General features: G+C 68.9%; 23 protein-coding genes and 1 pseudogene. 11 read left to right on the top strand and 13 right to left on the bottom strand.

The genetic code is table 11. The annotated features are described in order from the left end of the window. The first annotated feature begins 164 nt into the window (after window positions 1-164). Both ENSA7_RS11910 and ENSA7_RS11905 read left to right on the top strand, forming a co-directional pair. Window positions 165-2,918: an endonuclease MutS2 gene (locus tag ENSA7_RS11910; protein ID WP_181233662.1), complete on the top strand. Its 2,754-nt coding sequence runs from the start codon at window positions 165-167 to the stop codon at window positions 2,916-2,918. A 62-nt stretch (window positions 2,919-2,980) separates the two neighbouring features. Beyond that, a complete protein-coding gene (locus ENSA7_RS11905) occupies window positions 2,981-3,616 on the top strand; it encodes an RNA polymerase sigma factor (RefSeq protein ID WP_181233661.1) in 636 nt (211 codons plus the stop codon). Between the two features lie 55 nt (window positions 3,617-3,671). Here the strand turns inward: ENSA7_RS11905 and ENSA7_RS11900 are convergent, their stop codons facing one another. Continuing rightward, on the bottom strand, window positions 3,672-4,751 hold the full coding sequence (locus tag ENSA7_RS11900; protein ID WP_106089378.1) for a hypothetical protein: 1,080 nt from the start codon (window positions 4,749-4,751) through the stop codon (window positions 3,672-3,674). A gap of 75 nt (window positions 4,752-4,826) precedes the next feature. Between ENSA7_RS11900 and ENSA7_RS11895 the strand changes: the two genes are divergently transcribed. Further along, a complete protein-coding gene (locus tag ENSA7_RS11895) occupies window positions 4,827-5,249 on the top strand; it encodes a hypothetical protein (RefSeq protein ID WP_146157603.1) in 423 nt (140 codons plus the stop codon). A 239-nt stretch (window positions 5,250-5,488) separates the two neighbouring features. On the opposite strand, the gene ENSA7_RS11890 is transcribed toward ENSA7_RS11895, so the two are convergent. Both ENSA7_RS11890 and ENSA7_RS11885 read right to left on the bottom strand, forming a co-directional pair. Then, window positions 5,489-5,911: a hypothetical protein gene (locus tag ENSA7_RS11890; protein ID WP_106089376.1), complete on the bottom strand. Its 423-nt coding sequence runs from the start codon at window positions 5,909-5,911 to the stop codon at window positions 5,489-5,491. After that, window positions 5,908-6,390: an integrin alpha gene (locus ENSA7_RS11885; protein ID WP_342352824.1), complete on the bottom strand. Its 483-nt coding sequence runs from the start codon at window positions 6,388-6,390 to the stop codon at window positions 5,908-5,910. The genes ENSA7_RS11890 and ENSA7_RS11885 overlap by 4 nt, the downstream gene beginning before the upstream one ends. A gap of 1,134 nt (window positions 6,391-7,524) precedes the next feature. Here ENSA7_RS11885 and ENSA7_RS11880 point away from each other — a divergent pair. Both ENSA7_RS11880 and ENSA7_RS43540 read left to right on the top strand, forming a co-directional pair. Further along, the gene (locus tag ENSA7_RS11880) at window positions 7,525-8,016 is read left to right on the top strand and encodes a hypothetical protein (RefSeq protein ID WP_146157601.1); all 492 of its coding nucleotides are present in this window, start codon (window positions 7,525-7,527) and stop codon (window positions 8,014-8,016) included. 83 nt (window positions 8,017-8,099) lie between these two features. Next, the gene (locus ENSA7_RS43540; RefSeq protein WP_181233660.1) at window positions 8,100-8,240 is read left to right on the top strand and encodes a hypothetical protein; all 141 of its coding nucleotides are present in this window, start codon (window positions 8,100-8,102) and stop codon (window positions 8,238-8,240) included. 100 nt (window positions 8,241-8,340) lie between these two features. On the opposite strand, the pseudogene ENSA7_RS11870 reads toward ENSA7_RS43540, so the two are convergent. Further along, window positions 8,341-8,487: pseudogene (locus ENSA7_RS11870) on the bottom strand (type I restriction enzyme endonuclease domain-containing protein); the annotation flags it as partial. Between the two features lie 72 nt (window positions 8,488-8,559). Next, window positions 8,560-8,757: a hypothetical protein gene (locus ENSA7_RS11865; RefSeq protein ID WP_106089372.1), complete on the bottom strand. Its 198-nt coding sequence runs from the start codon at window positions 8,755-8,757 to the stop codon at window positions 8,560-8,562. A 609-nt stretch (window positions 8,758-9,366) separates the two neighbouring features. On the opposite strand from ENSA7_RS11865, the gene sppA reads away from it, so the two are divergent. From sppA to ENSA7_RS11845, 4 genes are read left to right on the top strand one after another with little or no spacing between them, the layout of a single operon-like run. Then, window positions 9,367-12,096 carry a signal peptide peptidase SppA gene (gene sppA / locus ENSA7_RS11860; protein ID WP_106089371.1) on the top strand — a complete coding sequence of 910 codons (2,730 nt, stop codon included), beginning with the start codon at window positions 9,367-9,369 and terminating at the stop codon, window positions 12,094-12,096. Between the two features lie 30 nt (window positions 12,097-12,126). Continuing rightward, entirely contained in the window at window positions 12,127-12,843 is a 717-nt protein-coding gene (locus ENSA7_RS11855; RefSeq protein ID WP_106089370.1) for a nitroreductase family protein, read from the top strand. Window positions 12,844-12,896: 53 nt separating this feature from the next. Continuing rightward, window positions 12,897-14,111, top strand: a complete 1,215-nt coding sequence (locus ENSA7_RS11850) for an efflux RND transporter periplasmic adaptor subunit (protein ID WP_106089369.1) — start codon at window positions 12,897-12,899, stop codon at window positions 14,109-14,111. A 31-nt stretch (window positions 14,112-14,142) separates the two neighbouring features. Next, on the top strand, window positions 14,143-17,307 hold the full coding sequence (locus ENSA7_RS11845; protein ID WP_106089368.1) for an efflux RND transporter permease subunit: 3,165 nt from the start codon (window positions 14,143-14,145) through the stop codon (window positions 17,305-17,307). Between the two features lie 13 nt (window positions 17,308-17,320). Here ENSA7_RS11845 and ENSA7_RS11840 read toward each other — a convergent pair whose 3' ends face one another. From ENSA7_RS11840 to ENSA7_RS11830, 3 genes are read right to left on the bottom strand one after another with little or no spacing between them, the layout of a single operon-like run. Next, window positions 17,321-18,100 carry a hypothetical protein gene (locus tag ENSA7_RS11840; protein WP_146157600.1) on the bottom strand — a complete coding sequence of 260 codons (780 nt, stop codon included), beginning with the start codon at window positions 18,098-18,100 and terminating at the stop codon, window positions 17,321-17,323. Between the two features lie 37 nt (window positions 18,101-18,137). After that, window positions 18,138-19,061, bottom strand: coding sequence for a M56 family metallopeptidase (locus tag ENSA7_RS11835; RefSeq protein ID WP_106089366.1), 924 nt, complete (start codon window positions 19,059-19,061; stop codon window positions 18,138-18,140). Beyond that, entirely contained in the window at window positions 19,058-19,453 is a 396-nt protein-coding gene (locus ENSA7_RS11830; RefSeq protein WP_106089365.1) for a BlaI/MecI/CopY family transcriptional regulator, read from the bottom strand. The genes ENSA7_RS11835 and ENSA7_RS11830 overlap by 4 nt, the downstream gene beginning before the upstream one ends. A 161-nt stretch (window positions 19,454-19,614) precedes the next feature. Here ENSA7_RS11830 and lspA point away from each other — a divergent pair, with 161 nt between their 5' ends. Then, complete coding sequence (gene lspA, locus ENSA7_RS11825; protein ID WP_181233659.1) at window positions 19,615-20,100, top strand: signal peptidase II; 486 nt, start codon at window positions 19,615-19,617, stop codon at window positions 20,098-20,100. A 161-nt stretch (window positions 20,101-20,261) separates the two neighbouring features. Here lspA and ENSA7_RS11820 read toward each other — a convergent pair whose 3' ends face one another. The 4 genes from ENSA7_RS11820 to ENSA7_RS11805 all read right to left on the bottom strand — a co-directional run bounded on the left by ENSA7_RS11820 (window position 20,262) and on the right by ENSA7_RS11805 (window position 23,170). Next, window positions 20,262-20,690, bottom strand: a complete 429-nt coding sequence (locus ENSA7_RS11820; RefSeq protein WP_106089363.1) for a hypothetical protein — start codon at window positions 20,688-20,690, stop codon at window positions 20,262-20,264. Between the two features lie 357 nt (window positions 20,691-21,047). Continuing rightward, a complete protein-coding gene (locus tag ENSA7_RS11815; RefSeq protein ID WP_106089362.1) occupies window positions 21,048-21,752 on the bottom strand; it encodes a hypothetical protein in 705 nt (234 codons plus the stop codon). A 163-nt stretch (window positions 21,753-21,915) separates the two neighbouring features. Continuing rightward, window positions 21,916-22,719 (bottom strand): SDR family NAD(P)-dependent oxidoreductase, encoded by an 804-nt coding sequence (locus ENSA7_RS11810; protein ID WP_181233658.1) that lies wholly within the window; start codon window positions 22,717-22,719, stop codon window positions 21,916-21,918. A 52-nt stretch (window positions 22,720-22,771) separates the two neighbouring features. Beyond that, window positions 22,772-23,170, bottom strand: coding sequence for a hypothetical protein (locus ENSA7_RS11805; protein WP_146157599.1), 399 nt, complete (start codon window positions 23,168-23,170; stop codon window positions 22,772-22,774). Between the two features lie 129 nt (window positions 23,171-23,299). Between ENSA7_RS11805 and ENSA7_RS11800 the strand changes: the two genes are divergently transcribed. Further along, window positions 23,300-24,508: a GRAS family protein gene (locus ENSA7_RS11800; RefSeq protein WP_146157598.1), complete on the top strand. Its 1,209-nt coding sequence runs from the start codon at window positions 23,300-23,302 to the stop codon at window positions 24,506-24,508. A gap of 3 nt (window positions 24,509-24,511) precedes the next feature. Here ENSA7_RS11800 and ENSA7_RS11795 read toward each other — a convergent pair whose 3' ends face one another. Continuing rightward, entirely contained in the window at window positions 24,512-24,901 is a 390-nt protein-coding gene (locus ENSA7_RS11795; RefSeq protein WP_181233657.1) for a type 1 periplasmic-binding domain-containing protein, read from the bottom strand. Window positions 24,902-25,437: the final 536 nt, after the last annotated feature.

Raw genomic sequence — 25,437 nt, 5'->3', positions numbered from 1 at the left:
CGCCGAGCCCCTGAGTGCTAGTCTCACGTTCGCTGAGATTCTGAGCAGCCTCAGGGGGCACAGTGCCCACAGACGGGTCAGAATCCTGGCTCGAACCTCTAAAGTGATCTCGAGTGCGACAATCTCTTCGCAGTCCCGCGCACTCGCGCGGCCGATCAGCGCCCGTGGACGCCACACAGGCCGAGCAGGCGCCGGCTTTGGTTCGGTGGCTGGCCAACGGCCGGGGCGACGCGCTGCGCCACCTCGGGTGGACGCAGCTGGTCCGGCGGATCGCAGATCGCCTGCGCACCGACATCGCGCGGGCCCGGGTCCACGATGATCTCGAGGCCATGGAGCGGCTGCTCGGCCTGGCGCCCGCATCCGAGCAACCTGGCAGCGCGCGCCAGCTGGCCGCGGTCGAGCGGCTGCCCGCGCTGCGACCCGAGACCGAGCGGGCCGCCGCCGCGGCCCGGCTGAGCGAGCTCGAGGGGATCGAGGCGCTGTGGCTGTTCGACAACCCCAGCGGTGGGGCCGGGATCGCGGCGGCGCTGTCTCAGCTCGAGGATCTCGACGAGAGCCTCGCGGTCGCGCGCGGCGGCGGCTTGCTGAGCGTGGTCGAGCTGATCGGCGTGGCCGAGCTGTGTCGGGCGTGTGGGTTGCTCGCCGAAGCGTTCGCGCAGGCCGAGCGGCGCGAGGCGAGCGGGGCCCTGGGTGAGGGGCAAGTGCGGGGCCTGCGAGCCTGCGCGGCCAGGCTGGGTTCTAGGCCGGGGTCCAGCCCAATCGAGACCTGCGCCGCGCTGCTGGCCGAGCTCGATCGCGCGATCGACCGGCGCCCCGAGGTCGCGCAGATCTCGGCGGACGCGAGCCCGGCCCTGGCCGCCGCGCGCCGGGAGGTCCGCGCGGCCAAGCAGCGGCTGCAGACCAACGCCGAGCGGCTGCTGCGAAACCCGGTGATCGCCGAGTGCCTGCGCGATAGCTACCTGACCGAGCGCGACGGTCGGGTGGTGCTGCCGGTTCGCAGCGATCGGCTCGGGGCCGTGCGCGAGCGCGGGGCGATCATTCATGGCTCGAGCTCGACCGGGCAGACCTTTTATTTGGAGCCCGCGAGCCTGGTCGAAGACAACAACGCCCTGCGCGAGGCCGAGCTCGCGGCGGTCGAGGAAGAGCGAAAGATCCTCCGGGCGCTGTCGACCAAGGTCGCCGAGCGAGCGACGAGCCTGGGCGGGATGCAGCGGGCCTGCGTCGAGCTCGATCTGATGTTGGCCCGCCAGGCCTTCGGTGAGCAGCTCGGCGGCGTGATCCCGAGCTTGCACGATCCCCACCACGAGCACGAGAACGAAGGCGGGCGTCCGGCGATCGACCTGCGCGCCGCTCGGCATCCGCTGCTGTTGCTCGATGGCGTGGAGGTCGTGCCCAATGACATCGTGCTCGAGCGCGGCCACGCGCTGGTCGTGAGCGGGCCCAACGCGGGCGGCAAGACGGTGGCGCTCAAGACCCTCGGGGTCCTGGCGTTGATGGCCGCGACCGGGATCGCGCTGCCGTGCGAGGGCCAGCCGCGGATCCCGGTGTTCTCGGCGTTGATCACCGACGTCGGCGACGACCAGTCGATCGCCGCCAACCTCTCGACCTTCTCGGCCCACGTCGGCCACGTGCGGGCGGCCCTGCACGCCGCGACCGACTCGGGCCCTGGCACCCTGGTGTTGCTCGACGAGGTCGCGGTCGGCACCGATCCCGAGCAGGGCGCGGCGCTGGCCGAGGCGATCCTCGTCGCGCTGGTGGACGCGGGCGCGACGGTGGTCGTGACGACCCACTATGATCGGCTCAAGCTGCTGGCCACGCAGCCGGCGACGTCAGCCCGGTTTCACAACGCCGCGGTCGGGTTCGACATCGCCCGCATGCGTCCGACCTTTCGCCTGAGCCTCGGCGTGCCGGGCAGCTCGAGCGCGATCGCGGTCGCGCGGCGGCTGGGGCTGCCGGAGGCGGTGCTGACCCGGGCCGAGGCGCTGCTCGGCGACGAGGGCGTGAAGATCGACGAGCTGCTGCGCGACATCGAGGCCGAGCGGCAGTCGCTGGCCCGCACCCGCGAGCGACTCGAGCGTGATCAGCTGCGCCTGCGCCAGCAAGATCACGAGGTCCGGATCCGCGAGCGGCGGCTGCTCGAGGGGGTGCGCAGCCGCAAGGCCAAGGCCTACATGGCCGCGGTCGAGCAGCTGCGCGCGCTCGAGGTCGAGCTCAAGACCAAGCGCAAGCACCTGCGTCGCCAAGATCCCGAGCAGGTCGAGCAGCTGCCGACCCGGGCACAGCTCGCTGGCGAGGCTCGCAGCACGCTCGCCAAGCACCGGGCCCAGACCGAGGCCGAGGCCGCGTCGGACCAGGCGGCCGCCACCGAGCTCGCGGGCACCGTTCGCGTCGATCCGCGGACCCTGGCGATCGGCGATCGGGTCCGGGTCCTGAGCATGAAGCAAGAGGGCGAGGTCGTCGCGCTGTCCGGGACTCCCCCCAAGAAGGTCACCGTCCAGCTCGCCACGCTGCGGACCACCGTCAAGGTCCGGGATCTCAGCCGGCCGCCGCCCGAGCTCGGGCGTCGGCTCGGGCGCAAGCCTGGCAAAGCCACGCCGATCCTCGACTTTCAGGCGGTCGTGCAGGCCCAGGCGCAAGCCCACTTTGGCGAGGGCGCGGTCGCGGTGAAGACCAGCGTCGACAACGTCTGCGACGTCCGGGGCCAGCGCTACGAAGACGCCCAGGATCGCGTCTCGGACTTCGTCGCCCAGGCGCTCGCGCGGGATCAGGACGTCGTCTTGATCCGTCACGGTCACGGTGGCGGAGCGGTGCGCAAGGCCGTTCGCGAGCTGCTCGAGCGGCACGAGAGCGTTCACCGTCAGCGGCCCGGCCTGCCCGCCGAAGGCGGCGACGCGGTGACGGTCGCCTGGCTGCAGTGACAGAGGGTGGCTAAAGCGACCGGGGTCCCACGTTGGCGGAGGCCAGCGCTAGCTTACCCGCTGTGGAGAGCATCAGAAGCGTCGACCCCGGCCCCGCCTGTTCCGATCACGTGTTACTCGAGCGCTGGCGCGAGGGCGATCGCCAGGCCGGCGGTGTGCTCGTGTCCCGCTACGCGCCCGCGGTGCGTTCGTACTTCCGATCACGGGTGAGTGGCCCCGACAGTGAAGACCTCGTGCAGGAGTCCCTGTCACGACTCACACGCGCGATCCATGGGTTCCAGGCCCGGTCGAGCTTTCGCACCTATGTGATGAGCATCGCCCACAACACCCTCAATGACCACCTGCGCCGGGGCTACCGACGGATCTGCTTCGAGAGCTTCGACGACAGCGCGGGCGAGCCCGCGATCGCCGAGCAGTGTCTGCTCGAGCGTGAGCGCCACGCGTTGGCGCTCGCGTGTGTTCGGAGCCTGTCGCCCGACCACCGCGAGCTCGTCGAGCGCTTCTACTGGCAGGACACCAGCGCGCGCGAGCTCGGCCGCGAGAAGGGCATTCCGGCGGGCACGATCCGGCGGCGGCTGTTCGAGTCCCGGGCCAGCCTCAAGAAGTTCTACAGCGAAGCCACCCCCGAGACCCTCCGCCGCGTGGCCGAGCTCGAGATCGAGCAGATCCGCAGCTTCGTCAGGTCCGGCGCGGTCTAGAAAAGCACCCCCACAGCCACCAGCCACGACGGCGGCTGTGGGTCATCGCGTCGGCTCAGCGGGCCATGTGCACGAGCGCGTGGCTGTGGCTGATGTCGAGGACGGCCGCCCCGCCGACCTCATCCGATTCGGTGTCCGATCCAAGGGACGACAAATTCATGCCATCCCGGTGAGTTCTAAGCAATGCCGGATAAATTTGATCGACCCAGGCGAAGTCGTCGAATGTGGGCTGCAGCTGGGTGATCACTTTCAGGCGTGCCCGCTGGATTCGCTTGCGTCGGTTGGTGTCGCCTTGTTCGAGGGTTCGCGGGGTGCTGTCGTCGGGGGTATCGTCGGTCAATGAGAACTGGGCGAGCATGCCAAACACCTCGAGAATCAGCAGATCACACGCCGCGCGGTTGGCTGAGACGCTCGCTTGCGGGTTGACGATCGCAGTGTCGAAATAGGCGATGACCGCGAGACAGTAGTCAATCGTGAGCCGCAGCGGGCCGCCGGGTACAGCGATGCGCTCGAGCAGACTCAGGGTGCTGGCGTGCCAGCTCACGGCGCGACGAAACGCGGGATCACGTCGGCGCTCGCGGTTGCCCCCGCCCGTCAGGGTGCGGCGCACGTCACGCGCGGACGCGGCCCACGCTTGCTCGACGGCTGCGAGCGCGTCGACGGCCGCCCGCGCGAGCTTGGGCTCTGGCCACCTCCGCCACCCGTCGCTGGCGTCGGACAGGGCCGCGAAGCTGCTGACGAGCCGGTCCCAGCCGGCCGGATCGCGCTGCTCGAGCGCGGTGAGCAGGGCGCTCAGCGGCTGGCTGCCGCGCCGCCCGAGCGCGTTGCTGATGAAGCTGGCGAGCAAATTTCCCGGGTAGATCGAGCGCGGTGGGACCGAGCGCAGCCGGGTACTCAGGACCAAGATCGCAAGCTCGAGGTCGCGGCGACGTCGGCGAAACAAGGTGATCAGCGCGTCGCGGTCGATGCTGGCGCCGTAGCGGAGCGCGGCGCTGCTGAACGCGTCGAGGTGGGGGCTGACCTCGTCCTCGAGATCTTCGAGGGTGTCGGCCAGCTTGCGAAACCCGGCCGCGTCACATGGTAGTGCGTGAATGATGGATGCTAGCTGACCCGTCGATGAGTTGTGTTCGGACATGAGACTGCTCCTGAGACGTAATTTCGGAATCGGTGATTGAGCCGGCCGCGAGCCCGAGGCGAGTCGAGCGGGCGAATGACCCGAGGTGAACATGGCCATCTTTCTGAGTGCAATGTTCGAACATGTCGTAATTATATTGTGACGTCGGGGGGTCACATTGTCATTGTTGCGGTCATCATCATCGTGATTCGCAGCGTTCGCGTAATTATTGACAGCAGGCACGAGTCGCCCAATACGGTCCTGATTTTTGGAGGCGCGGCGGCGGTCTGCGATCTGCCATCTCTCCGACTCGACCGGACCTCGGCTGCGGTGGCCGCCGACGCCGGCGGGTCCGAGCGGGTCCGAGCGTCGGCCCGGGCTGGCAACGGCGGCGAGGCGCGCTCGATTTTGCGCGAGCCCGACCGCCCCTACGGCGTGGTGGCGGGTGAGGCCCTGTCGTTCTACGGGGCCACCTCCACCGATGAGATCTCCGTCATCCGCCACGACGCCCGACCATGAGACGCACGATCACGGACGACTGACCCAACGGCGCGCATGCGCGGCGCTGACCGCGCGCCGCTCGGACCTGTCGTGTTCGGCGGGGTGGTCAGTGCACACGCGAGCTTTGAATCGCGTGCACGCTGCATGGCTGCCCGAGCACAGACCGTTCGGCACGGCCCAACCACCGGAGCTGACTCATACGCAGCAGCACATCATGGTCGTGATCAGACCCTCGAGCGGCTGATCGCAGGTGACGGTCAGCGGGATGGCGGTGTCGTGATCGCCGCCCAGGCACCTCGCGTCGGCCTCGGAGGCTGAGCCCGACCAGCCCCACGCCGTCGCCCCGTCGCACGCCAGGTGTAGGCGCACGACTCGTCGAACGACTCGCAGAAGGCGTCGCACGTGGGCGCGAACGCGGGCGACCAGCACTCCGCGATCAGGCGACCCTGACACTCACCGTCGATGCACTCGCCGATCCCGAGCCCGCCGACGCACTTCAGCCCGAGCTCGCCGCAGTGCCATGGATCGCCGACGACACCGTCCTCGGCTTCCGCCTCGACGGGCAGGTCGTGGAATGGATCAGAGCCGACGTCGCTGACTTCACCTGGGCCGCACCCGATGATGGTCGAGGCAGCGAGGGCCGCAATCGAGAACCGAGCCAGATGTCGTTCGCACTTCATTTGAAGACCGCCTCCGTCACGGCGCGGGGCGGTAGCAGGCTACTGCCGAACCGATCCCCGGTCATCTCGTCGCCTTCGATCATACCTTGGGAAATGTAGGTGTCTCCGGTCAACGAGATCGTGCTGCCTGTACCCGTACGATAGACGTTGACCGCACCGATGTTGCCGTTCTCGCCAGGCGCTCCGATCGCAAGCGCTCGGAAGGCGTTGTCGCTGCCCAGACCAAGATTTGTCCACGTCAACGCGTACCCGAACTGATCCCCGGCCACGTTGTCGCCCGCCACGCCATCCCCTTGCCGAAACCAGGTCGCGTTGTCGACGTCGAGCCCGAGATCCGAGCCAGGAATGATGACGATTGAACCGTTAAGCTCGTCACCCGGCGCACCGATCACGAGATCATCAAAGTCGTCCTTGTTCAGATCCCCAGCGATCATGACCCATCCAAACTGATCGCCAGGGTCAGCCGTGACGCCAAACACATCATCGAGATCCAAGACGGGCCCGCCATACAGCAATCCCCAAGTCGCCTCCGGTCGAGTCGGTGGCGTTGGTGGTATCAAGATCGGGCGGCAGGGGGAACGCCTGGCACGAGGCCACGCCCAGTGGGAGGGCGACTGCTACCGCTAGTGTGGGGCGTTCTGATCTCATCGACTCACCGTATCAGACACCTCCTCATGGTCGTTGCAACCGGTGCCAAACGCGAGGGCGACTGCGAACAAGCTGAAGAGCAGTGGGCGCCTGCGTCGATGCGGAAACCATCGAACTGCGCGAGCCCGAGCTCGGATGGACCGTCGGCGGGTTCGAGATGCAGTTTCGCAACACGAACTCGAAGCCCTTCGGGTCGGCGATACCGCGCAGACGGTCGACTATCTGGCCACTGTCATCGAGGTCGCGGATGGGCGACCGACGGCGGTGCGGTTTCGGTTTCGGGCTCCGCTACTCACAAGAGTTTCGCGTGGACGACCTGGGAGACCGATGAGTTTCGACCGACCAGCCCGGCGCAGGCGTGTGGGGGCGGCTGAAGGTCATGACACACGCCTGGGTACCCTCGGTCCGTGCCGAGGTCGGCGGGAAGTCCGCGGAGGTGGCCCAATCCTGGCCGCGGGCGGGCCGGGACATACGTCTGGGCACCCTCGGTCCGTGCCGAGGTCGGCGGGAAGTCCGCGAAGGTAGTCGCGTTCCGGTGCGGCCCCGTTCGGATCCAACCTCGGCCCACCTCCAGTCCGTGCGACCCCCGTTCGGATCCAACCCCGGACCACTCCCGGCCAGCGCGGCCCCGTTCGGATCAGGCCTCGGCCCACCTCCAGCCCGTGCGACCCCCGTTCGGATCCAACCCCGGGCCACTTCAGCCTCACCGCGTTGTTGCTCGGGTTGTAGCAGACGTCCGCGAGCAGCTTGGGCACCTTGGCGAGGCTATATTGGCATGCCCCTGAGACCGACGTCCAGAGATAGCGATACTCAGCGTCCGCAGTCAGCGGCACAGCGCCGAGCGTGTCGAGTTATGGGCTCATGTCGATCACCATCAGCAAGCCGCGGACGTCCGTGGATTTCGTGGCAAAGCTTGCTGATGCTCGAGTCTTCCTCGATCGATGGGAGCGGCCCAGTTTGGAGCCATGCAAACAACGGTCGCAACCACCCTCCTCCTCAACCTCCAACAACCCACCGCGCCACCGCTCGAAGAGAGTCACGCAGTGGCAACCGTAACTTCGACCGAGAGCGCCGAGGTCCTGGTTTACGATCAGTCGGATGCTCTCCAAGGCCAAGTCCACATCTGGGAAGACGTGGACGGCGTCTGGTTCGTCGTGCTCGACTACAGCGACGGCTACAGCCAGATCACGCTCGCGCCCGGCACCGCCCCGGTGATCGAGGGCACCTTGTCTGCCGAAGAAGTGTCCCAGCGGACAGGCGCGCTCGCCATGGAAGTGGGCTTCGCGCCGCAGGCCCAGCGGGGCTGGGGAGGTTGCCTGGTCGGTGTAGCTGCCGCAAGGGTCGCCATCGCAACGGCGAATCCCGTAGGCGGCATGCTGGCGTCGGTCGCCGTCGGGTGTGGGTGTGGCGAGTTGATCTTCGGAAAGGGCAAGTCAGCATGCGGCGAGCTCTGGTAGCCGGGATAGTCGGCCTCATTGCTGTTGCGAGTGCCTGGATCATCACGGTCGCAGCGCAGCGTGACCTATGGGTCTGGGCGTTCATGACGCCGGTCTTCAGCGGCGCCTTCATCTCCCAGTGGCTGCGCGCGCGGCAGCGCAACCACGAGGTTGACACTCTGGCGAGCACTGTGGCGATCGGGCTGGCGCTCCTCGCAATCGCCATCGGTGGGCAACCACGCTGACGGGTGCAGGAACGCAGTGTAGGTGAGCGCACGTCAGGCACAGCACGTAGACGGTACGCTCGGTCGGCGGCTGGCGGCCCAGTCCCAACTGGGCTGAGTCCTAGGTGGCCCGCGCCCAGTCCTTGACGACGCGCTCGGCTTGCTCGATCGCGGTCAACACCGCCTGCTCCTGCTTGTCTGGCGGATACCCGTGCTTGCGAAGCAGTCGCTTGACCTTGCGTCGCATGTCGGCGCGCACGGCCTCCTTTGGACTGCGAGGCGCGCACAGAACGACTCGATGCGCCGGCCGCCTCGGCCCCCCCCCCGAGGACAGCCACGCTCACCACGTGAGCGCGTCGTCATCACATCGAGCGAACTGGCCCGAGGCGAACAACGCGGCGCGGCGTTGGTCCGGCGTGTGCCCGGCGGCCCGATCCCGCGCCGCGCTTTGGCTGCCCTCGACCTGCCGACACAATCCCGCGACGAGCGTCGAGAACGAGATATCGAGCTCGTCGCATAGGTTGTAGAGCGCGCGCATTCCCGGGTTGAAGTCACCCTGCTGGATCTGCTGGATCTGCTGGATCTGCTGGATCTGCTGGATCTGCTCGATCTGCTGGATCGTGTGGAGCGGCGGCCGAACTCGCTGGTCGAGGGCTTGCCTGTTTAGCCCCGAGCGAGGCGCAGGCTCCGAATGTTGGGGCCGAACACGGAGGTTGGGCGAATCAACTCACTACCCATATGGCATATGTCGCAATCATCCATCGCACTGTCAATGCATTCGTCTGGCGCAGGCGCCAGCTGCTCCCGAGATCGAGCGCCTCCGTGCGGTTCACGACACTCGCTCAGCGGTGGACACGAGCACCCATGCGGCGCCATTCAACAACGGGCAGCTTGCCGACCCGCCAGCGGACATCGCCGAGGACACGCCAGGCCTCGCTCGCGTCCTGCGATAGCGATGGCGCTGACGACGCCCAGCCAGCGTCGGGCGCCAGCACAGGCGTTTGTGCGAGCGCCTGCGCGCTGACCCGCGTAGCGAAGGTCAGTTGCTCGCCGCAACAGCTTCCCCGCCGGTCGCGCGACTCGGCCGTCTACGCCGCGTCCAGACCCGGTAGCGCACGTCGCGGTCCAACGTGTTATCACCGTCCAGATGCGACGGAGCAGCCCGCGGCGATCCGTCACGCTCGAGCTCGCGCTCATGGGCCTGCTCGTGCTCGCCGCGACGCTGTGCACATCGCGGTCAGCCCAGGCCGGCAACGGCGGCGAGGCACGCTCGATCTTGCGCGAGCCCGATCGCCCCTACGGCGTCGTCGCGGGCGAGGCCGACGCCAGCGCGGTGGTCCAAAACCCGGCCAACCTCGGCTATTTGGACGGCTTCAACGCGATCATTGATTTCACCTACAATATCGACAGCAGCGGGCGCCGGGGCGATGGCATCGGGGGCTTCGTGGCGGTTCCGCTGCCATGGAAGATCCTCGCGCTCGGGGTCGGGCTGCAGGCGGTGCTGCGCCAGCAAGGCGAGCCGGGCAGCCTGTATTCGACGGCCGACGCCCCGTTCGGAAAGTTCACGATCGCGGCGGCCGTACCGTTGATGCGCTGGGTGCCGGGATTGTCATTTGGGCTACAGTATTCGCGACTGTTCTCAGGCGAGAACGTCTACGCGAGTCGGGTCAACCAGCTCGATCTCGCGCTCAGCTGGCGAGCCAACCGATTCGTGAGCCTGGCTGTGGTCGCGCGCAATCTCAACGCGCCGAGCCTGGCCGACAGCGTGCGGGTGGCCCCGGTGCTCGATCCAGAGATCGCGCTGCGTCCGTTTGGCGACGCGCGCTTCGAGGTCGCCGCCGGGATGCGGGCCCGGCTCGCTGGCTTGCAGGCCCCCGAGGCGCCGATCCGCGGGTACCAGGTCCAGCCGCGCGGGCGGCTGTTGTTCGGCAACCGTGGCGTGCGGGTCTACGTCGAGGCCGAGGGGGTCGCGTACTTTGACGATCCTGGGCCCGGCATGCAGCCGACCCAGGCCGACGCGCGCACGGCTGCCCGGGTGAGCATGGGCGTGCAGCTCGACACCCCGCACTTTGGCGTCGCCGTGGGCCCCACCGCTGGGCTCGGCGCAGGCGGCATGCACGGCGTGAGCGGGCGAGTCAGGCTCTCGCGCGAGCGCTACACCGACATCTTGCCGGCTCGACCGCGCCGGGTCACGCGGCTGTCGCTGGCCGGCAAGCACGACGACCGCGAGCTGGCCGAGCTGGTCTGGCTGGTCGACGATCTGGCCCGGCGCCGCGGGGGCGTGGTGCTCGTCGAGCTGGCCGGCTCGGGGTTCGGCAGCGCCCAGCTCGAGGAGCTGCGCGAGGCCCTGCGTCGCTACCAGGACAGCGGTGGCAAGGTCGTCGCGTACCTCGAGGGCGGCTCGCTCACCAGCTACTTCTTGGCGTCGGTCGCCGATCGGATCATCGCGCACCCCCACGCCGCGCTCTCGATCATCGGGCTGTCGACGCGGACCCTGTACTGGGGCGAGTTGCTGGCCCGGATCGGCGTCCAGGCCGAGTTCGTGCGGGTCGCCGAGTACAAGGGAACGCCCGAGATCTGGAGCCGCACGGGCCCGAGCGCACCCGTCGCCGAGGCCAACCGCGCGTTGATGACCGACACCTGGAACCACCTGATCCGCGTGATCGGTCGCTCGCGCGCCCGCGATCCCGCGCTGGTCTCGGGCTGGGTCGACGCCGCGCCGTGGCAGCCCGAAGACGCCCGACGGCGCGGGATCGTCGATGACCTCGCGTGGCCCGATGAGCTCGACGCCAAGCTCGAGGCCTGGCTGGGTCGCGGCGTCAGGATCGAGGCGCCGCCGTCCTCACCAACGCGAACGGGGGACTGGGGCGCGCCGGCCCACGTCGCGATCGTGCACGTGCGCGGCACCCTGGTCACCGGACCGTCGCTCACGATCCCGCTGCTGAACCTCGAATTGGCCGGCAGCGAGACCCTGACCAAGACGATCGCCGAGCTTCGCGAAGACAACGCCGTCAAGGCCGTGGTCGTGCGCATTGATTCACGCGGGGGATCGGTGCGGGCCTCGGAGCAGATCGCCCGCGAGCTCGACCGGACCCGCGAGCGCAAGCCCGTGGTGATCTCGATGGGCCAGACCGCGGCCTCGGGCGGCTACTACATTGCGACCGCGGGGCAGTACATCTACGCCAACGCGACGACCTATACCGGGAGCATCGGGGTGTTCCTGCCCAAGCTCGATCTCTCCGGTCTGCTCGACAAGGTCGGGGTCGACGCCGAGCTGCTCTCGATTGGTGATCGGGCCACGATGCACTCGTACTGGAAGCCCTACAGCGACGATGAGCGCGACGCCGCGATGGCGGGGATACAGGCGACCTACGACCTGTTCATCGAGCGCGTCGCGGCTGCGCGGGCGATGACACCCGAGGCCGCCGACGCGGTCGCGCGCGGCCACGTGTGGAGCGGCGTGCGAGCGCTCGAGATCGGGCTGGTCGACGCCTACGGTGGACTCCATGAGGCCGTCGACCGGGCCGCGCAGATGGCCAACATGCCCGTGCGGTCTGGCGCGGCGCCGGCCGTTCTTCACTATCCGCCGCCGCCCACGATCCTGCAGAAGGTTCGACGCCTGTTTGGGCTCAATTTGTCGCTGCCGCTCGGCAGCAGCGCCGCGTCGGCTGGCCCGGCTGGACCTCTGGCCGGACCGCTCGCTGGATCATTGGGTGGGCTCCACGGCGTCCCGCCGATCGAGCCCGTGACCGGGCGGGCGCTGGGCTTCGCCGACCCGCTGCTGCGGACTCTGCGGCTGTTGCCCGCGGCGCTGTGGCATGGTGTCGGTCCGGAGGCGCTGGCGATCGGTCCTTGTTACTTCGAGATAGACGGCTGACAGCCGCGCGCTGTTGGCGTAGAACTAGACATGCTCACGCCGGAGCAAGAGTGGACGTTGGTCGCGTGCGGCATGATCGCGCACGCGGATGACATGCTCGAGTTTGGGGAGTGGGATCAGATACTGCGGCTCGTCGACGCCAGCGTCGACGACGAGCAGATGCAGCCGTGGCTGGACCTGCTCGGCGATCGGCCGTTGCTCGAGCGGCGCTTCGCCGAGCTCCCGCCGCCGCTGCCCTACTTCGTCGAGCAGCTGCTCGAGCAGGCCTGGCGGATGGCGCTGGCCGACGGGAGCGGCTCGGAGGTCGAGGCCGCCGTCCATGATCGGATCGCCGAAAAAGTCGGCGTGAGCCCAGACCAGGCCCAAGGTTGGCGTGAGCGCTGGACCCAAGATGCGGCCACGCGGGCCGAGCTGGTCGTCGGCTTCGCGGCGGCGCTCGCCAACCTCGACGGCCAGCTAGCGAGCGCCGAGGCGGCGCAGTTCGACTCGCTGTTGGAGCGCATGCCGGTCTCGGTCGCCCGGCGGGTCGAGCTCTCGATGCTGCTGTACTCGCCGCCGGAGCTAAAGCAGCTCGGGGGGCGGCTCGCGGCGCTCGACCCGGAGGCCCGCGAGGCGGTGCTCTACGAGGTGGCGCCGCTGGTCCAGGCCAGCGACCGGGGCGAGCGGGAGCGGGCGGTCTTTCATGAGCTCGCCGAGCTCGCGGCCGTGCCAGCCGATCGCGCGCGTGAGCTGTTGGACCGCTCGTAGTCGGAGCTGGTTCGGTCATTGACCACACCGGCCTCGCGTGGGATCAACCGATCATGCTTCGGCCGTCTGGGATCGGTGTTCTGACCGCGCTCGCGGTCGCCACCGGTTTGCTCGGCGCCGCCTGTACGGAGGTCGATCAGGCGCCAGCGCCGACCCAGGCGGTGCTCGATCCAGGCGACGGCGCGATCCGGGTCGAGGCTGCCGCCGCGCGCACGGGCGTGCTGGCCCGGGAGGTCACGGCGACGGGCATGACCTCGCCCTGGCGCGACGCCAACCTGCGCTCGGAGGTCGGCGGCCGGGTGCTCGAGGTCACGGTCGACAACGGCGACCAGGTCGAGGCCGGCGCGCTGCTGCTGCGGATCGACGGCTCGCGCCAGCGGCTGGCGGTGTCGGGGGCCTCGGCGCGGGTCGAGGCGCTCGAGCACGACGTCGAGCTCGCGCGCACGGACTACGAGCGCAAGCAGGGTCTGGTCGCCAAGGGCAGCCTGGCCGCGGCCCAGCTCGACGGGGCCAAGCACGCCCTCGATCGGGCCCAGGCCGCGCTCGACGGGGCCAACGCGGATCTCGGCTCGGCTCGGCGCTCGTCCAGGGACGCCAAGATGAGCGCGCCAATTGATGGGGTCGTGGCCCGGCGGCTCGTCGATGTCGGCGACACGATCGGACCCGGCGCGCCGCTGCTCGACCTCGTGGATCTGGCCAAGATCCGGGTCCGGGTCGGGCTCGTGGGCAGCGAGATCGGCCGCCTGGATCAGGACACCGAGGCGCTCGTCACGATCGAGGATCTCGGCGGCGAGTCGACCCTGGCCCGGTTCGCCGCGCTCGCGCCCGCGGCCGATCCAATCACGGGCCTGTTCGACGTCGAGTATCACCTCGACAACCCCGAAGGTCGGATCCGCGGCGGCATGGTCGCGACGATCTCGCTGCCGCTGCACAAGGGGGGCGAGCGGGTGTTGATCCCGCGGGCGGCCCTGACCCGACGAGCCGGCAAGCTCGCGGTGTTCGTGTTGGTTCCAGCTTCGGCGGAGCAGTCCGCGGGCGTGGGCGAGGGGCTCGAGCGCCGGGTCGCGGCGCTGCGCGAGGTTCGGGTCGGGGCCTACGGCGATCGTGAGGTCGAGATCCTCGCGGGCGTCGAGCCTGGCGAGCTGCTCGCGACGACCGCCCAGCACGCGCTCGCCGACGCGGTCCTCGTCGAGCTCGAGCAGCCAGAGCCGCGAACCATCGACGACCGCCACGCCCGCGCGAGCCCCCGGTCCGGGGCCGCCCGGTGAGCGTCGCCCGAGCCGCGAGGAGCCGCTCCGCGTGATCCGGTTTTTCCTGTCGCGGCCGCTGCTGGTCCACATGATCACGATCGCGGTGCTCGCGGTCGGGCTGCTGGTCGTCAGTCGCAGCCAGCGCGAGGGGTTTCCGGCGATCACGATCAACTCGGTTGCGATCACCACGGTCCTGGCCGGCGCCGCGCCCGACGACGTCGAGTCGAAGATCACCGATCCGATCGAAGAGGCGATCCGCGAGGTCGACGGGGTCGAAGAGTACACCTCGGTCTCGCAGGACGGGCTCTCGGTCGTGACCGTGGACCTCTACGAGGACCTCTCGTCGCGCGAGGTCGAGGCCGTCGAGCGTGATCTGCAAAAGGCGATCGACGCGATCCAGGACTTCCCGGCCGAGCTCGAGGCGCCGCCCATGCTCGCGCGCTTCAACCCGGCCAAGGCCGCGGTGCTCGAGGTCTCGCTGACCGGCCCGACCGCGGCCACGCTCGAGGCGGTCGAGCTGCTCCGCCCCCGGATCGAAGAGATCGACGGGGTCGGCAAGGTCGAGGAGGTCGGGATCGGTGATCCCGAGATCGAGGTGTTGCTCGACCCCGTCCGCGCCCGGGCCCAGCAGGTCACCCTCGACGAGGTCATGGCCGCGCTCTCGCGTCGCAACGTCAAGAGCACGGGCGGGCGGATGACCGCGTATCCGCTGCAGCGACAGGTGGTGATGTCGGGGGAGTACCGCGACGCCGCCGAGATCGGTGACACGATCCTGCGGTTTCGCGGGGCCAACGGCGGCGCGCTGCGGATCCGCGACGTCGCCCAGATCCGCGAGACCCGCGAAGACACCGGCCTGCGCGTGCACGCCAACGGTGAGACCAGCTTCAGCCTGATCGTGCGCAAGCGCGAGAGCGCCGACATCCTCGACACCGTCGACGACGTCTACGCGCTGCTCGAAGACTTCCCGCTCCCGGCCGGGGTCGAGGTCCACACCTTCAACGATGTCTCTCGCCTGACCCGCAACCGCCTCGACGTGGTGATCACCAACGGGATCGGCGGCGTGGTCCTGGTCCTCGCGGTCTTGCTGCTGTTCTTGTCGTTTCGGATCGCGTTCTGGGTCGCGTTTGGGCTGCCGTTCGCGCTGCTCGGGGTCGCGGCCCTGATCCCGGCGCTGAACATCTCGATCAACATGGTCTCGCTCGCTGGCTTCGTGCTGGTGATCGGGATTGTGGTCGACGACGCGATCATCATCGCCGAGCGGATCGCGTTTCATCTCGAGGCCGGGGTCGACCCCGAGGAGGCCGCGATCAAGGGCACCGAGGAGATGTCGGTGCCCGTGATCGGCTCGTCGCTGACCACGATCCTCGCGTTCTCGCCGTTGTTCTTGCTGGGCGGGATCCCGGGTAAATTTTCGTGGGCGATCCCGACGATCGTGATCTTGACCCTCGCGGTCTCGCTGTTCGAGTGCTTCTTCATTCTGCCCAGTCACATCGTGGGGCACGGGGACCGCACCCGCGCGCTCGCCAAGCCCAAGGCTCGGTTCATCAAGGCGCTCGAGCGCGTGTACACGGCCGCGCTGCGCAAGCTGCTGCCGTACGGTGGCCTCGTGGTCCTGGTGTTCGCGAGCTTGTTCGTGGGCACCGTGCAGTACCTGCGCACCTCGATGCCGGTCACGATGTTCCCGCAGGACGACGCCGAGTCGTTCTACCTGCGCGTGACGGCGCCGCTGGGCACCCCGATCGAGCGGACCGAGGCGCTGATCCGCGGGCTCGAGCAGCAGCTGCCCGCGATCGTGGGTGACGACCTCGACGGGATCACGGCGCGGGTGGGGCACCAGGAGGTCCGGCGGACCGAGCGGGCCCGCGGCGTCGCCGATCACGAGGGCTTCGTGACGGTGTACCTGAGCAACGAGCGCGAGCACTCGGCCAACGCCTGGATCGCCCGGGTCAAGCAAGAGCTGCACGTATCCGACGAGCTCGAGGTCGTCTACGAGGCCGCGCGGATCGGCCCGCCGATGGGTCGGCCCGTCGAGATCCACGTGTCGAGCAACGACGACGGGCTGCGACGGCGGGTCAGCAACGAAGTCCGGGCCTACTTGCAGGGGCTGTCCGCGGTCGTCGACCTCGAGAGTGATCAGCGGCCGGGGATCCGGCAGGTCGATCTGCGCCTCGACTACCGCCGCATGGCGCTCGAGCAGGTCGACGTCGAGACCATCTCGCGCACGGTCAAGGCCGCGTTCTTTGGGATCCCCGTGACCGAGCTGCGCGACCTCGACGAGCGCGTGGCGATCCGCGTGCGCTTTGATCCGGCCGCGCGTGCCGACCTCGACCTGCTGCTCTCGACCCCGGTCCGGGGCGAGGACGGCCGCCTGCACGCGCTGCGCAATTTCGTCGAGCCGATCGAGGTCGACGCGCTCGCCAGCTACCTGCACCGCGATGGCGTGCGCACGACGACCCTGACCTCGGGCATCGTGCCGGGGTCTGGCGAGACCGCGACCTCGCTGGCCAAGACGATCGAGGCCGAGCTGCTGCCGCGCTACGACGAGCTCGAGCCGCAGCTGCGGGTGCGGATCGGCGGCGAGGCGACCAAGACCGGCGAGACCCTGGGCGAGATGCCGACCGTGTTCGTGCTGGCGCTGGTCGGGATCGTGATGGTCGTGATGCTGCTGACCGGCTCGCTGACCCAGGCGATGTTCGTGGTCTCGGCCGTGCCGCTCGGGTTGATCGGCGTGGTCTGGGCTTACGCTGCGCATCAGATTCCGATCTCGCTGTTTGCGCTGCTCGGGATCACGGGTCTGTCGGGCGTGGTCGTCAATGACTCGATCGTGATGGTGACCTCGCTCAATCAGACTGGGGCGGGGGACGGCGGGCTGGGCGAGCTGATCGAAGATGTCGCCACTATCGCGACCGAGCGTCTGCGGCCGGTGCTGCTGACCACGCTGACCACGGTCGCCGGGGTGATGCCGACCGCGTACGGCCTGGGGGGCCGCGACGCGCTGCTGTCACCGATGTCGCTGGCGCTCGGGTATGGGTTGATCTTTGCGACGACGATCACGCTGGTCTTGGTGCCCTCGCTGTATGTGATTCGGCGGAAGGTCGAGCGCCGTCAGGCCGACCGCCGGGCCAAGCGTCGGGCCAAGCGGGACGTCGAGCGCGCCGTGTCGCCGCCCGGTGCTGACGGTGAGCCTGCGGACGACGGGCGGGAACAGCCCTAGCGGGCGCACGATCTCAGCGTGGCCAGCCGGCGGCCCGCATCGCGTCCGTGATTTGGGAGCTAACGCGGTTGATTGTGTCGCCCCGGAGGTCGGTCCGGCCGCCGACGTCAAGCCACTTCACGTTGCGCACGAGCGCCGACGTGGCCACCTTCTCGAACAGCTCAGCGCGCAGGCCCTCGCAGTCGCGCAGCGAGAGCCGCTCGAGCGCCAGCGGGTCGACCGATAGCAGCGGATCGAGGCGGTCGGCAAACACGTAGGTGGACGCGAGCGACAGCTCCGTGAGCTGGGGGAGGAACCACGCGTGGGCGAGCGTGGCGAAGAAGTCGCCCGTGGCGGCCCCGTCGAGCACGACCTCGCGCAGCGACGGGAGATCCATGCCCCCGTCAAAGTTCCAGGTGTTCGGCGCGAGGTTGCCAAAGCAACCCGGGAGCTCGAGCCGGCGGAGCTTGCCCCCGTTCGCGCCGAAGCGGCGGAGCATCGCGGCGGCGTAGCCCGAGACACGGTACTGGTCGAGCAGGCACAGCTCCTCGAGTCCCTGTCCAAGCTCGCTGTCCGGGAGCTCGAGCAGCGACGCCTCGATGCGCACCGAGACGTCCGGGTGCGGGCTGGCGACGAGCGCGGTCTTGGCAGGCTCGCAGGACCGCATGCGGGCCCACTCGAACGCGTTTAGCAGCATCTCGAGGGCGGCGTCGTCGCGCGAGGTCCCGAGCCGTGTGATCGCGTCGGCGGCCGCGTACTCGTGGTCTTTCTTGATCGCCTTGCGGACCTCGGCCAGGTCGTCTTCGAGTGTCACGGGCTCCACTATGCTCGCTTCCAGCCGACCTGGGCGATCAACGCGAGCGCACGAGCGGCGCGTCGCTGCTCGCGCGATGATCCGAGCGCGCCTCGCATGCGCTCGTCAGCGAGGCCAGCAGCACCGCGACGCCGAGCAAGTGGGCGAACGCCAGGCGTGGCCGCTGACCGGCGAGCACGCCCCGGCGCCGATCTACGTCGAGGATCGCCTCCACCCGCCCACGCAGCTGACCAGCGCCCACGCGCCCGGCTCGATCCAGTTGCGCCCGCGCGAGCGCGACCAGCTGCGCCGCGTAGCTCGTGGGTGGGACGCCGGCCTCGAGCACCGCGTCGTCGGCAGCGTTTTCGGCCTCCGCGGTCAGCCGTCCCAGACCCCACCACGCCAGCGGCGTCACCCAGTAGATCGCGCGGGCCAGCACCGCGAGCTGCAGGATCAGGTTGTCAGCCCGCGCGAGGTGGGCGAGCTCGTGGGACAGCACCGCTCGCCGCTCGGACGCGGGCGCGTGGGCGAGCTCGGTCGGGATCAGGATCATCGGTCGCAGGCAGCCCACCAGCATGGGGGAGGGCAGGCCCTGCGCGTGGGCGAGCGTGACCGCGAGCGGGGTGTTGGCGGCGGACAGGCTGCGGTGCCACGGGCCCGAGTGGATCGGCGTCGCGCGGGCGATCAGCTCGCGCGTGCTCGCCAGACCCCGAGCCCAGCGCAGCAACAATACGCTCGCGCCTGCGGCCCAGACCCCCACGCCCACCCACGCGATCACGAGCGGGACCCTTGGGGTTGGGGCCGGCACGGCCAGACGCGCGAGCGGCAGACTCAGCACGATCAAGCTCGCCAACGCCCACATGCTCCGGCGCTGGGCTGCGGTCGCTCGCGCGCCGATCATGCGATCTGTGATCCACGCGACTCCCAGCACCGCGGCCGCGACCACTTGCAGCATGCCGAGCCAGCCGAGCCAGCTGGTCATCCCTCGCCTCCGCGTGCCCGCTCGATCATTTCGCTCAGCGCGTCCAGATCATCGCGCGAGAGCTCGTCGCCCTCGAGCTCGAGCAGGCTTGCCACAGCCTCCGTGGTCGAGCCGCGAAAGAAGGTCTTTACCAGGTGCGCCAGCGCGGAGTGAGCCGCACGTGCGTGCGTCACCGTGGGCTCATACACGTAGCGTGGACCATCTTGGGTGTGCGCGAGCAGGCCCTTGTCCTCTAGCACCCGGACCAGCGCGCGCACGGCCGAGTAGCTGGGTGGATCTGGGAGGTCATCGAGCACCTCCTGGACCGTCACGCGACCGCGGCGGTACACGATGTCCATGATCTGCCCCTCGCGGCGTGACAGGTGCTGCAGCTTGGGCTTGCGCGGTGCCATGCTTGGTGCGGGTTTTCTAGCATCATGGGGCGAAGCAGCAAGTGCTGGCGCAGCCAGGCCTGTGACGCGAAAATATCCGTGTGCAGTTTTTCTAGCACCATGCTAAAAAAACAGCAATGAGCTCTGATCACAGGTCGGAAACCGGTCCTCGAATTTCATGGATGCTCGCTGCGCTCACGCTGCTGGCTACCCTGGGCGCGGATCTCGCCAGCAAGCACTGGGTCTGGACCCAGCTGCGTCCGCGCGGAGACAGCGTTGCATTGCTGGGATCCACGCTGGAGTTGAGCTTTGCGTTCAACCGCGGCACTGCGTTCAGCGTGGTTCGCGAGGTTCAGTATCCGATGATGTTCTTGCCGATCACGATCTTGGTGGTCGGCCTGACCGCCTTCATCGCGCTGCGCAGCCCCGGCGTGGATCGCCTGCGCATGCTCGCGCTCGGCCTGGTCAGCGGTGGCGCGCTGGGGAACCTGTACGACCGGCTGTTTCGCGTTGACGCGCTCGGGGATCACGGTGTCGTCGACTTTATTCGGCTCAACTACCCGTGGGGCGGCAGCTGGCCGAGCTTCAATCTGGCCGACACTGCGTTGGTGATCGGGACGCTGCTGTTGATGCTGAGCCTCTCGCGGGCTGACGGGCCTCGAGCTTAGTTTGGGGGGCCCGACTGGAGTGCGCTGCTGGGGCGGAGCACGACTGCCGCGATGGCGACCGCCGGGGTCTGCTCCGACCACCGCCCGTGCTGGGTCGGTCCGCGCTCGGATCCGTGTGGACCGAGGATCGGTGGGCGAGGCCGAAGGTCGACGCTTCGGCGTCAGCCGTGCCCGAGGACGAAGTCATCGTCGTAGAGCGAGAAAGGGAGCGCTTGCGAGGTCCCGAGGAGCGCCTCGAGCGGCCCCATCTCGAGGGGCTCCGACGGCACGCCGACGAGGACGGCACGGGTGGCGTCTTGCGCGAAGAGGAGCGTGATCGTCCAGACGTCGTCGTGATCGAAGACCTCGACGTGGACGGCGATGGCGGCCGTCCCCGCGGCACCCTCCGCGAGCACGGCGTGCTCGACCTGCGCGGAGATGTCCGCCGCCGCGAAGTACTCGGTGCGGAACCAGGCGTCGAGCACGAGGCCGGCCTCGGGAAGGTCTTCGTCCAGGTCCTGCTCGGCGAGCCACGCACCCTCGATGGCGCACGCGCGCGCGGTCAGCTCGTCGATCGTTGGGGCCGGGACCGTCTGGTCTATGTTGCTCATGGGCGCGGACGCTAGCACGCGCCGTGCCGCGATCCCTCAGGCTGCTCACCCGGGATTGATCGACTCGCACCCGAGGCCGAGCGTCATGTCAACGTGAGGAGTACGATATTGGCTGAATGTCTGGTCTTTCCACACCCTCAAACATAGCGAATTGCGCGATGCGAGAGGGCGAATGATCGGTTTCGTTGCGCGGCTCGAATCACTTCGATGCTACACGATCAGGTGTACTGGACCACACCAACGAGTGACCTCGACGCTCCCGCGTACTCGCTCGGGCGGTCGCCAACAGGAAGAAGCCCGGCAGCAGCCACAGCTCGCGTGAGGGGCGGCGTCAGGACCACCGCTCTCGACCGTCATTCAGCCTCGCGTTCCGTCGGGTTGAATGACCGAGCATCCGGTCGGTGTGATGACGGTGACGGCGCGGGGAGAGACGCCGCGATGGACCACGACGAGGGCATCCTCCGGGACGTCGTGGCCGTATACGATCATGGGCCGCGCGAGCCTCGCTTCCAGTACCGAGCCGTCGTCGGGATCGGAATCCACAGTGGTCCCGCGCTCGAGCTCGACTCCGCCGATCGATATGGACCCGGCCAGCACGCCGCGATCGCGGCTGAGTTGGACGCCGTGGTCGGCGGCGAAGGGCAGCCCCCGCCATGAGAAGTCGCGGCTCGGGGTGAACCGGTTCGCGGCGCCCCACGCCGTGAAGCCAACGGGCTTCGCGGCGGCGTGCGCTCGCCCCAGCCGCGATGGGAGCCGGACCCGCCCAGGCGCCGCGAGGACGCCGCTCATGACCCAATAGCGATGGGACGCGAACGACGAGCGGTCGAAGTGCGTCCAGGACACCTGGGCCTCGAGCACGAGCTCCGAAAAGCACAGCGCGCTGAAGGAGAGGGGCGGATCGAAGCGGGCCCTGACCGTTGTCTGCCCCGTCGGGGGTAGCGTGACCTCTGTCGGTCGCACCGCCGCCAGCCTCGGTGGGAGGAGCACTAAGAGCCGTCGCCCAGGGACCACCACGGCGGTCTTGTGCCACACCTTCGAGTCGATCCAGGGTGCTTCGGGCATGGCGGGGGCTCGCGTGGAGCGTGCTGCCGATCATACGCGTGTAGAGCTCGTCGCTCCAGAAGCGTGTGTTTGCGGCTCCTGACCGGGTTGCGGCCTCCGCGGGCCCGCTCGAGCCTGCCGCCAACCCAGCAACCGTCCGGCAAGCGCACGCCTACCGCTCAACTCACCCACCACCGCGCTGCCACCCGGTACTGACCGTGAGCCACCGAACCACGCCAGGAAACATCCACAGCAGGCCCACGGTCACCGTCAGCATGAACGGCCGCATGAATACCCGCCGCTCCGCCCGGATCGCCTTGATCATCGCAGCGCCGACCTGCTGCGTCGTCATCGTCGGGATCAGTACATTGGCAATCCCAGGCAACCGCTCCTTCGCGCCCGGGTTATTCTCCCAATAATCCGACGTGACCTCGCCAAACATCACCTCGGTCACCTTGACGCCAGTCCCACGCAGATCGGCGCGCAACCCCTCGTTGAACCCACGCAGCGCCCAGCGGCACGCGGCATAGCCCGTACACCCGCCCGCCACCACCCGGCTCATGGGCGACTGCACGTTGACGATCAACCCGCTGCGACGCTCGATCATCGCCGGCAAGAACACACGCGTGACAAAGAACGCCGCGAAGTAGGGCGCCTGCATCATCTGCACGGCCTCCTCGAGCGGCGTCTCGTCGACCGCCAACCAGCGCCCGGCGCCCGCGTTGTTGATGATCACATCGGGGACCCCGAGCGAGCGGACCACGTCCTCGCCCAGCGCCGTCACGCTCGCGGGATCCGAGAGGTCGCACGGCCGCACGTGCGCCTCGCCGCCCGCCGCGGTGATCTGATCCGCGATCGCCTGCAGCTTCGCCTCGGTGCGGGCGACCAAGATCACACGCGCCCCCTGGCTCCCCAGCGCCAACGAAGTGCTGGCACCCATGCCCTGGCTGGCACCGGTGATGACGACGAGCTTGCCTGAGACGTCCATGCCCGCAGAGATTACCTCGTTTTGGGACTCCCACAGACCGATCGCCGCTCTGTCATGGACGAGCGCGGGCCCACACGTAGACAAAGAACAGCGCGAACGCTGCATCCACGAGCCCGTAGCTGGCGTAGAACAGCGCGGTCATCGGATCCCGTGCCCACACGCTGCCCAGCTCGCCGCCGTGAACGAGCAGCCAGCACACCCAGTTGCCGACGTAGACCAGCTTCTCGACCCCGAACACCAGCGCGACCTTGGGCGCGGCGGCGAAGCTGTCGGCGAGCGCGAGGTAGGCCAGACCCCACACGCAGATCAACACGATCCCCGGGAGCCCAAACACAGCCGGATCGAGCTCGCCGAGCAGGTCGTTGGTCAGGCCGCGGCTGAACAGCAGCATGCCCAAGATGTTGAACGCGGCGGCGACGTGAAAGCCTCGGCGGAGGGTCTGGGCGGACATACACGACGCTATCACGCGCCCCGCCCGGACGCCGCCGTGGCAGCTGGCGATGCCGGCGCGCGGCTGGGTCACCCGCGAACGTCGTCACCCGTTGCGCCGGGCCGGGCGAACGCGCAATAAACTCGGGTGGTGGCGATCGAGGATGGTCAGTCGGTTGGCGTGCTCGAGTCCTTCGCCGAGGAGCTCGGCGGCGTCGCGGATGACATCCCGGCGGTCGACTTCTTCGCGGGCCTGTCCGCGCTCGAGCTCGGCCGCGTCGCGTCGTTGTGGCGCGCCTGTGGGCATCTCGACGCCACGGAGATCCCAGCCGCGACGGCGGTCGCGGAGTCGCTGATCCGCGCGATGCCCGACGAGGGCGACGCGCACGGAGCCATCGCGGTCCGAACCTTCGCCGAGACGATCCTCGGCCGCTGCCGCAGCGTGAGCAGCAGCGGCGGCAACCTGTATCTCGGCGCCCGGCCACCCGGCGCGCAGCTGCGGGCGTTCGAGCTGCTGCGGCTGCGGACCCCGCTGATCCCGTTCGCCTACGCGGCGGCCAACAAGGCGCTGCTGCACGGCCTACCAGATGGATCCGAGGTCACGTTGATCGACGTCGGGATCGGTCGCGGCGGCCAGCTCCGGGCGCTGCTGCGCAACCCGGTCGCGCGCCGCCAGATCAGTCGGCTGCACGTGGTCGGCGTCGAGCCGGACTCGGATCAGCAGTCCGAGCGCGGGGCGCTCGAGCTCGCGGGCCGCCAGGTGCTGGACACCGCGGCCGAGCTCGGCGTCGAGGCCACGTTCACCGCGGTCGCCAAGCGGGCCGAGCAGCTGCGGCTCGACGACTTTCCACCGATGCGCGGGCGGGTCCTGGCCAACGCCGCGTTCGCGGTCCACCACGTGGTCCCCAGCGGGCCAGGTGAGCTCGACCGCGAGGGGGTGCTGGCGCTGCTGCACGAGCTCGGGGCGCAGACGGTGGTGTTGACCGAGCCCGACAGCGACCACGTCGACGATCACCTGCCGCTGCGCCTGCTGTACGCCTATCGGCACTATCGCAGCGTCGCCGCTTGCCTCGACGCGACCCTCGAGGCCGCCGAAGCGCGGTTGGTGTGGACCGAGTTCTTTGCCCCCGAGGTCCGCAACGTGATCGGTCACGACGGCACCGGTCGCAGCGAGCGACACGAACTCAGCCGGACCTGGGCGGGGCGGCTCGAGCGGGCTGGCTGGGAGCTCGATTCCCCGCGGGATCTGGTCCCGAGGGCCGGCACGCCAGACGGATTCGCGCTCGACGAGTCGGCGTGGGCGTTTCGCCTGTTGTTTGGCGGCGTGCCGCTGTTGGCGGTGCTGCGCGGACGCAAGTAGCCGTCAGGACGCGACCCGCTTGCGATCCCCGTGCACGAGCCAGGCGAGCGCGGACTCGTCCTCCCAGAACCGACGCAGGATCGAGTGGGTGCCGCTCTCACGGGCGACGCGGTTGAGCTGCAGCGCGACGATGTCGCTCTCGACGATCTCGGCGACCCGGGTGACGCCGTGGCGCAGGCCGAACTCCTGCACGGCCTTGATCTTGTTGGCGACGTCTTGCGAAGCGGGGGAGAACGCCCGCAGGTCGGCCTTGATCTTGATCTCACTCCCCGCAAAGGCTCGGGTGGCGCGCTCGAGCTCGGTCACAAATTGATCGATCTCGGCGTGTCGAACCAGGCCCGCGAGGAAGAACTCGATGATGTGCTCGGCGGTGTCGGTCTTGATCTCGTACACGGTGCTACCTCGTTGGACGGAAGGGGGCGCTGCGGATCGCATTAGCACGAGCGATCGCGAGTGCATCATACATCACCGCGACGTGATCGCATGAATGTAAGGTGCGTATGCTGGGCTTGGGAATCGACGGCGCCAGCGACAGCGTCGTCGGGGTCGACGCTCTGAAAATAACAATCCGAGTCTCATTTGGTGATCTCTCAATGCAGGTGATTGTCGCACGTGAAGCGTTTCGCCCCAATGTCACTGGCTGTCATGATTTGCCGCGTGCGCGGGACGAGGGTTCATGCCGCGCGCCGATCCCCGCCGAAGGAACCCGCGAGCCACGCTTCGCCGATGCACGACGCGAGCGAGTGGGCGATCGGCCGAGGCGACCCGGACCCGCTGGTGGTTGTCGGACAACTCGCACACGCCGCGCCGAACCAACCCGCGCCAGCGAGTTGATGGAGAGCCACCCTGCGGCGCCGTTGGCCAGCACGATCGCTAGCGTAGCCTGCAAGCCAGCGAGCAGCTGCGCGATCCGCTACGCTACCACCCAT

This window comes from Enhygromyxa salina, from assembly GCF_002994635.1.
In the GTDB taxonomy this organism is placed as follows: domain Bacteria; phylum Myxococcota_A; class Polyangia; order Nannocystales; family Nannocystaceae; genus Plesiocystis; species Plesiocystis salina_B.
Note: the sequence above shows the minus strand (reverse complement) of the source record. Positions and strands in the feature narration are given on the sequence as shown.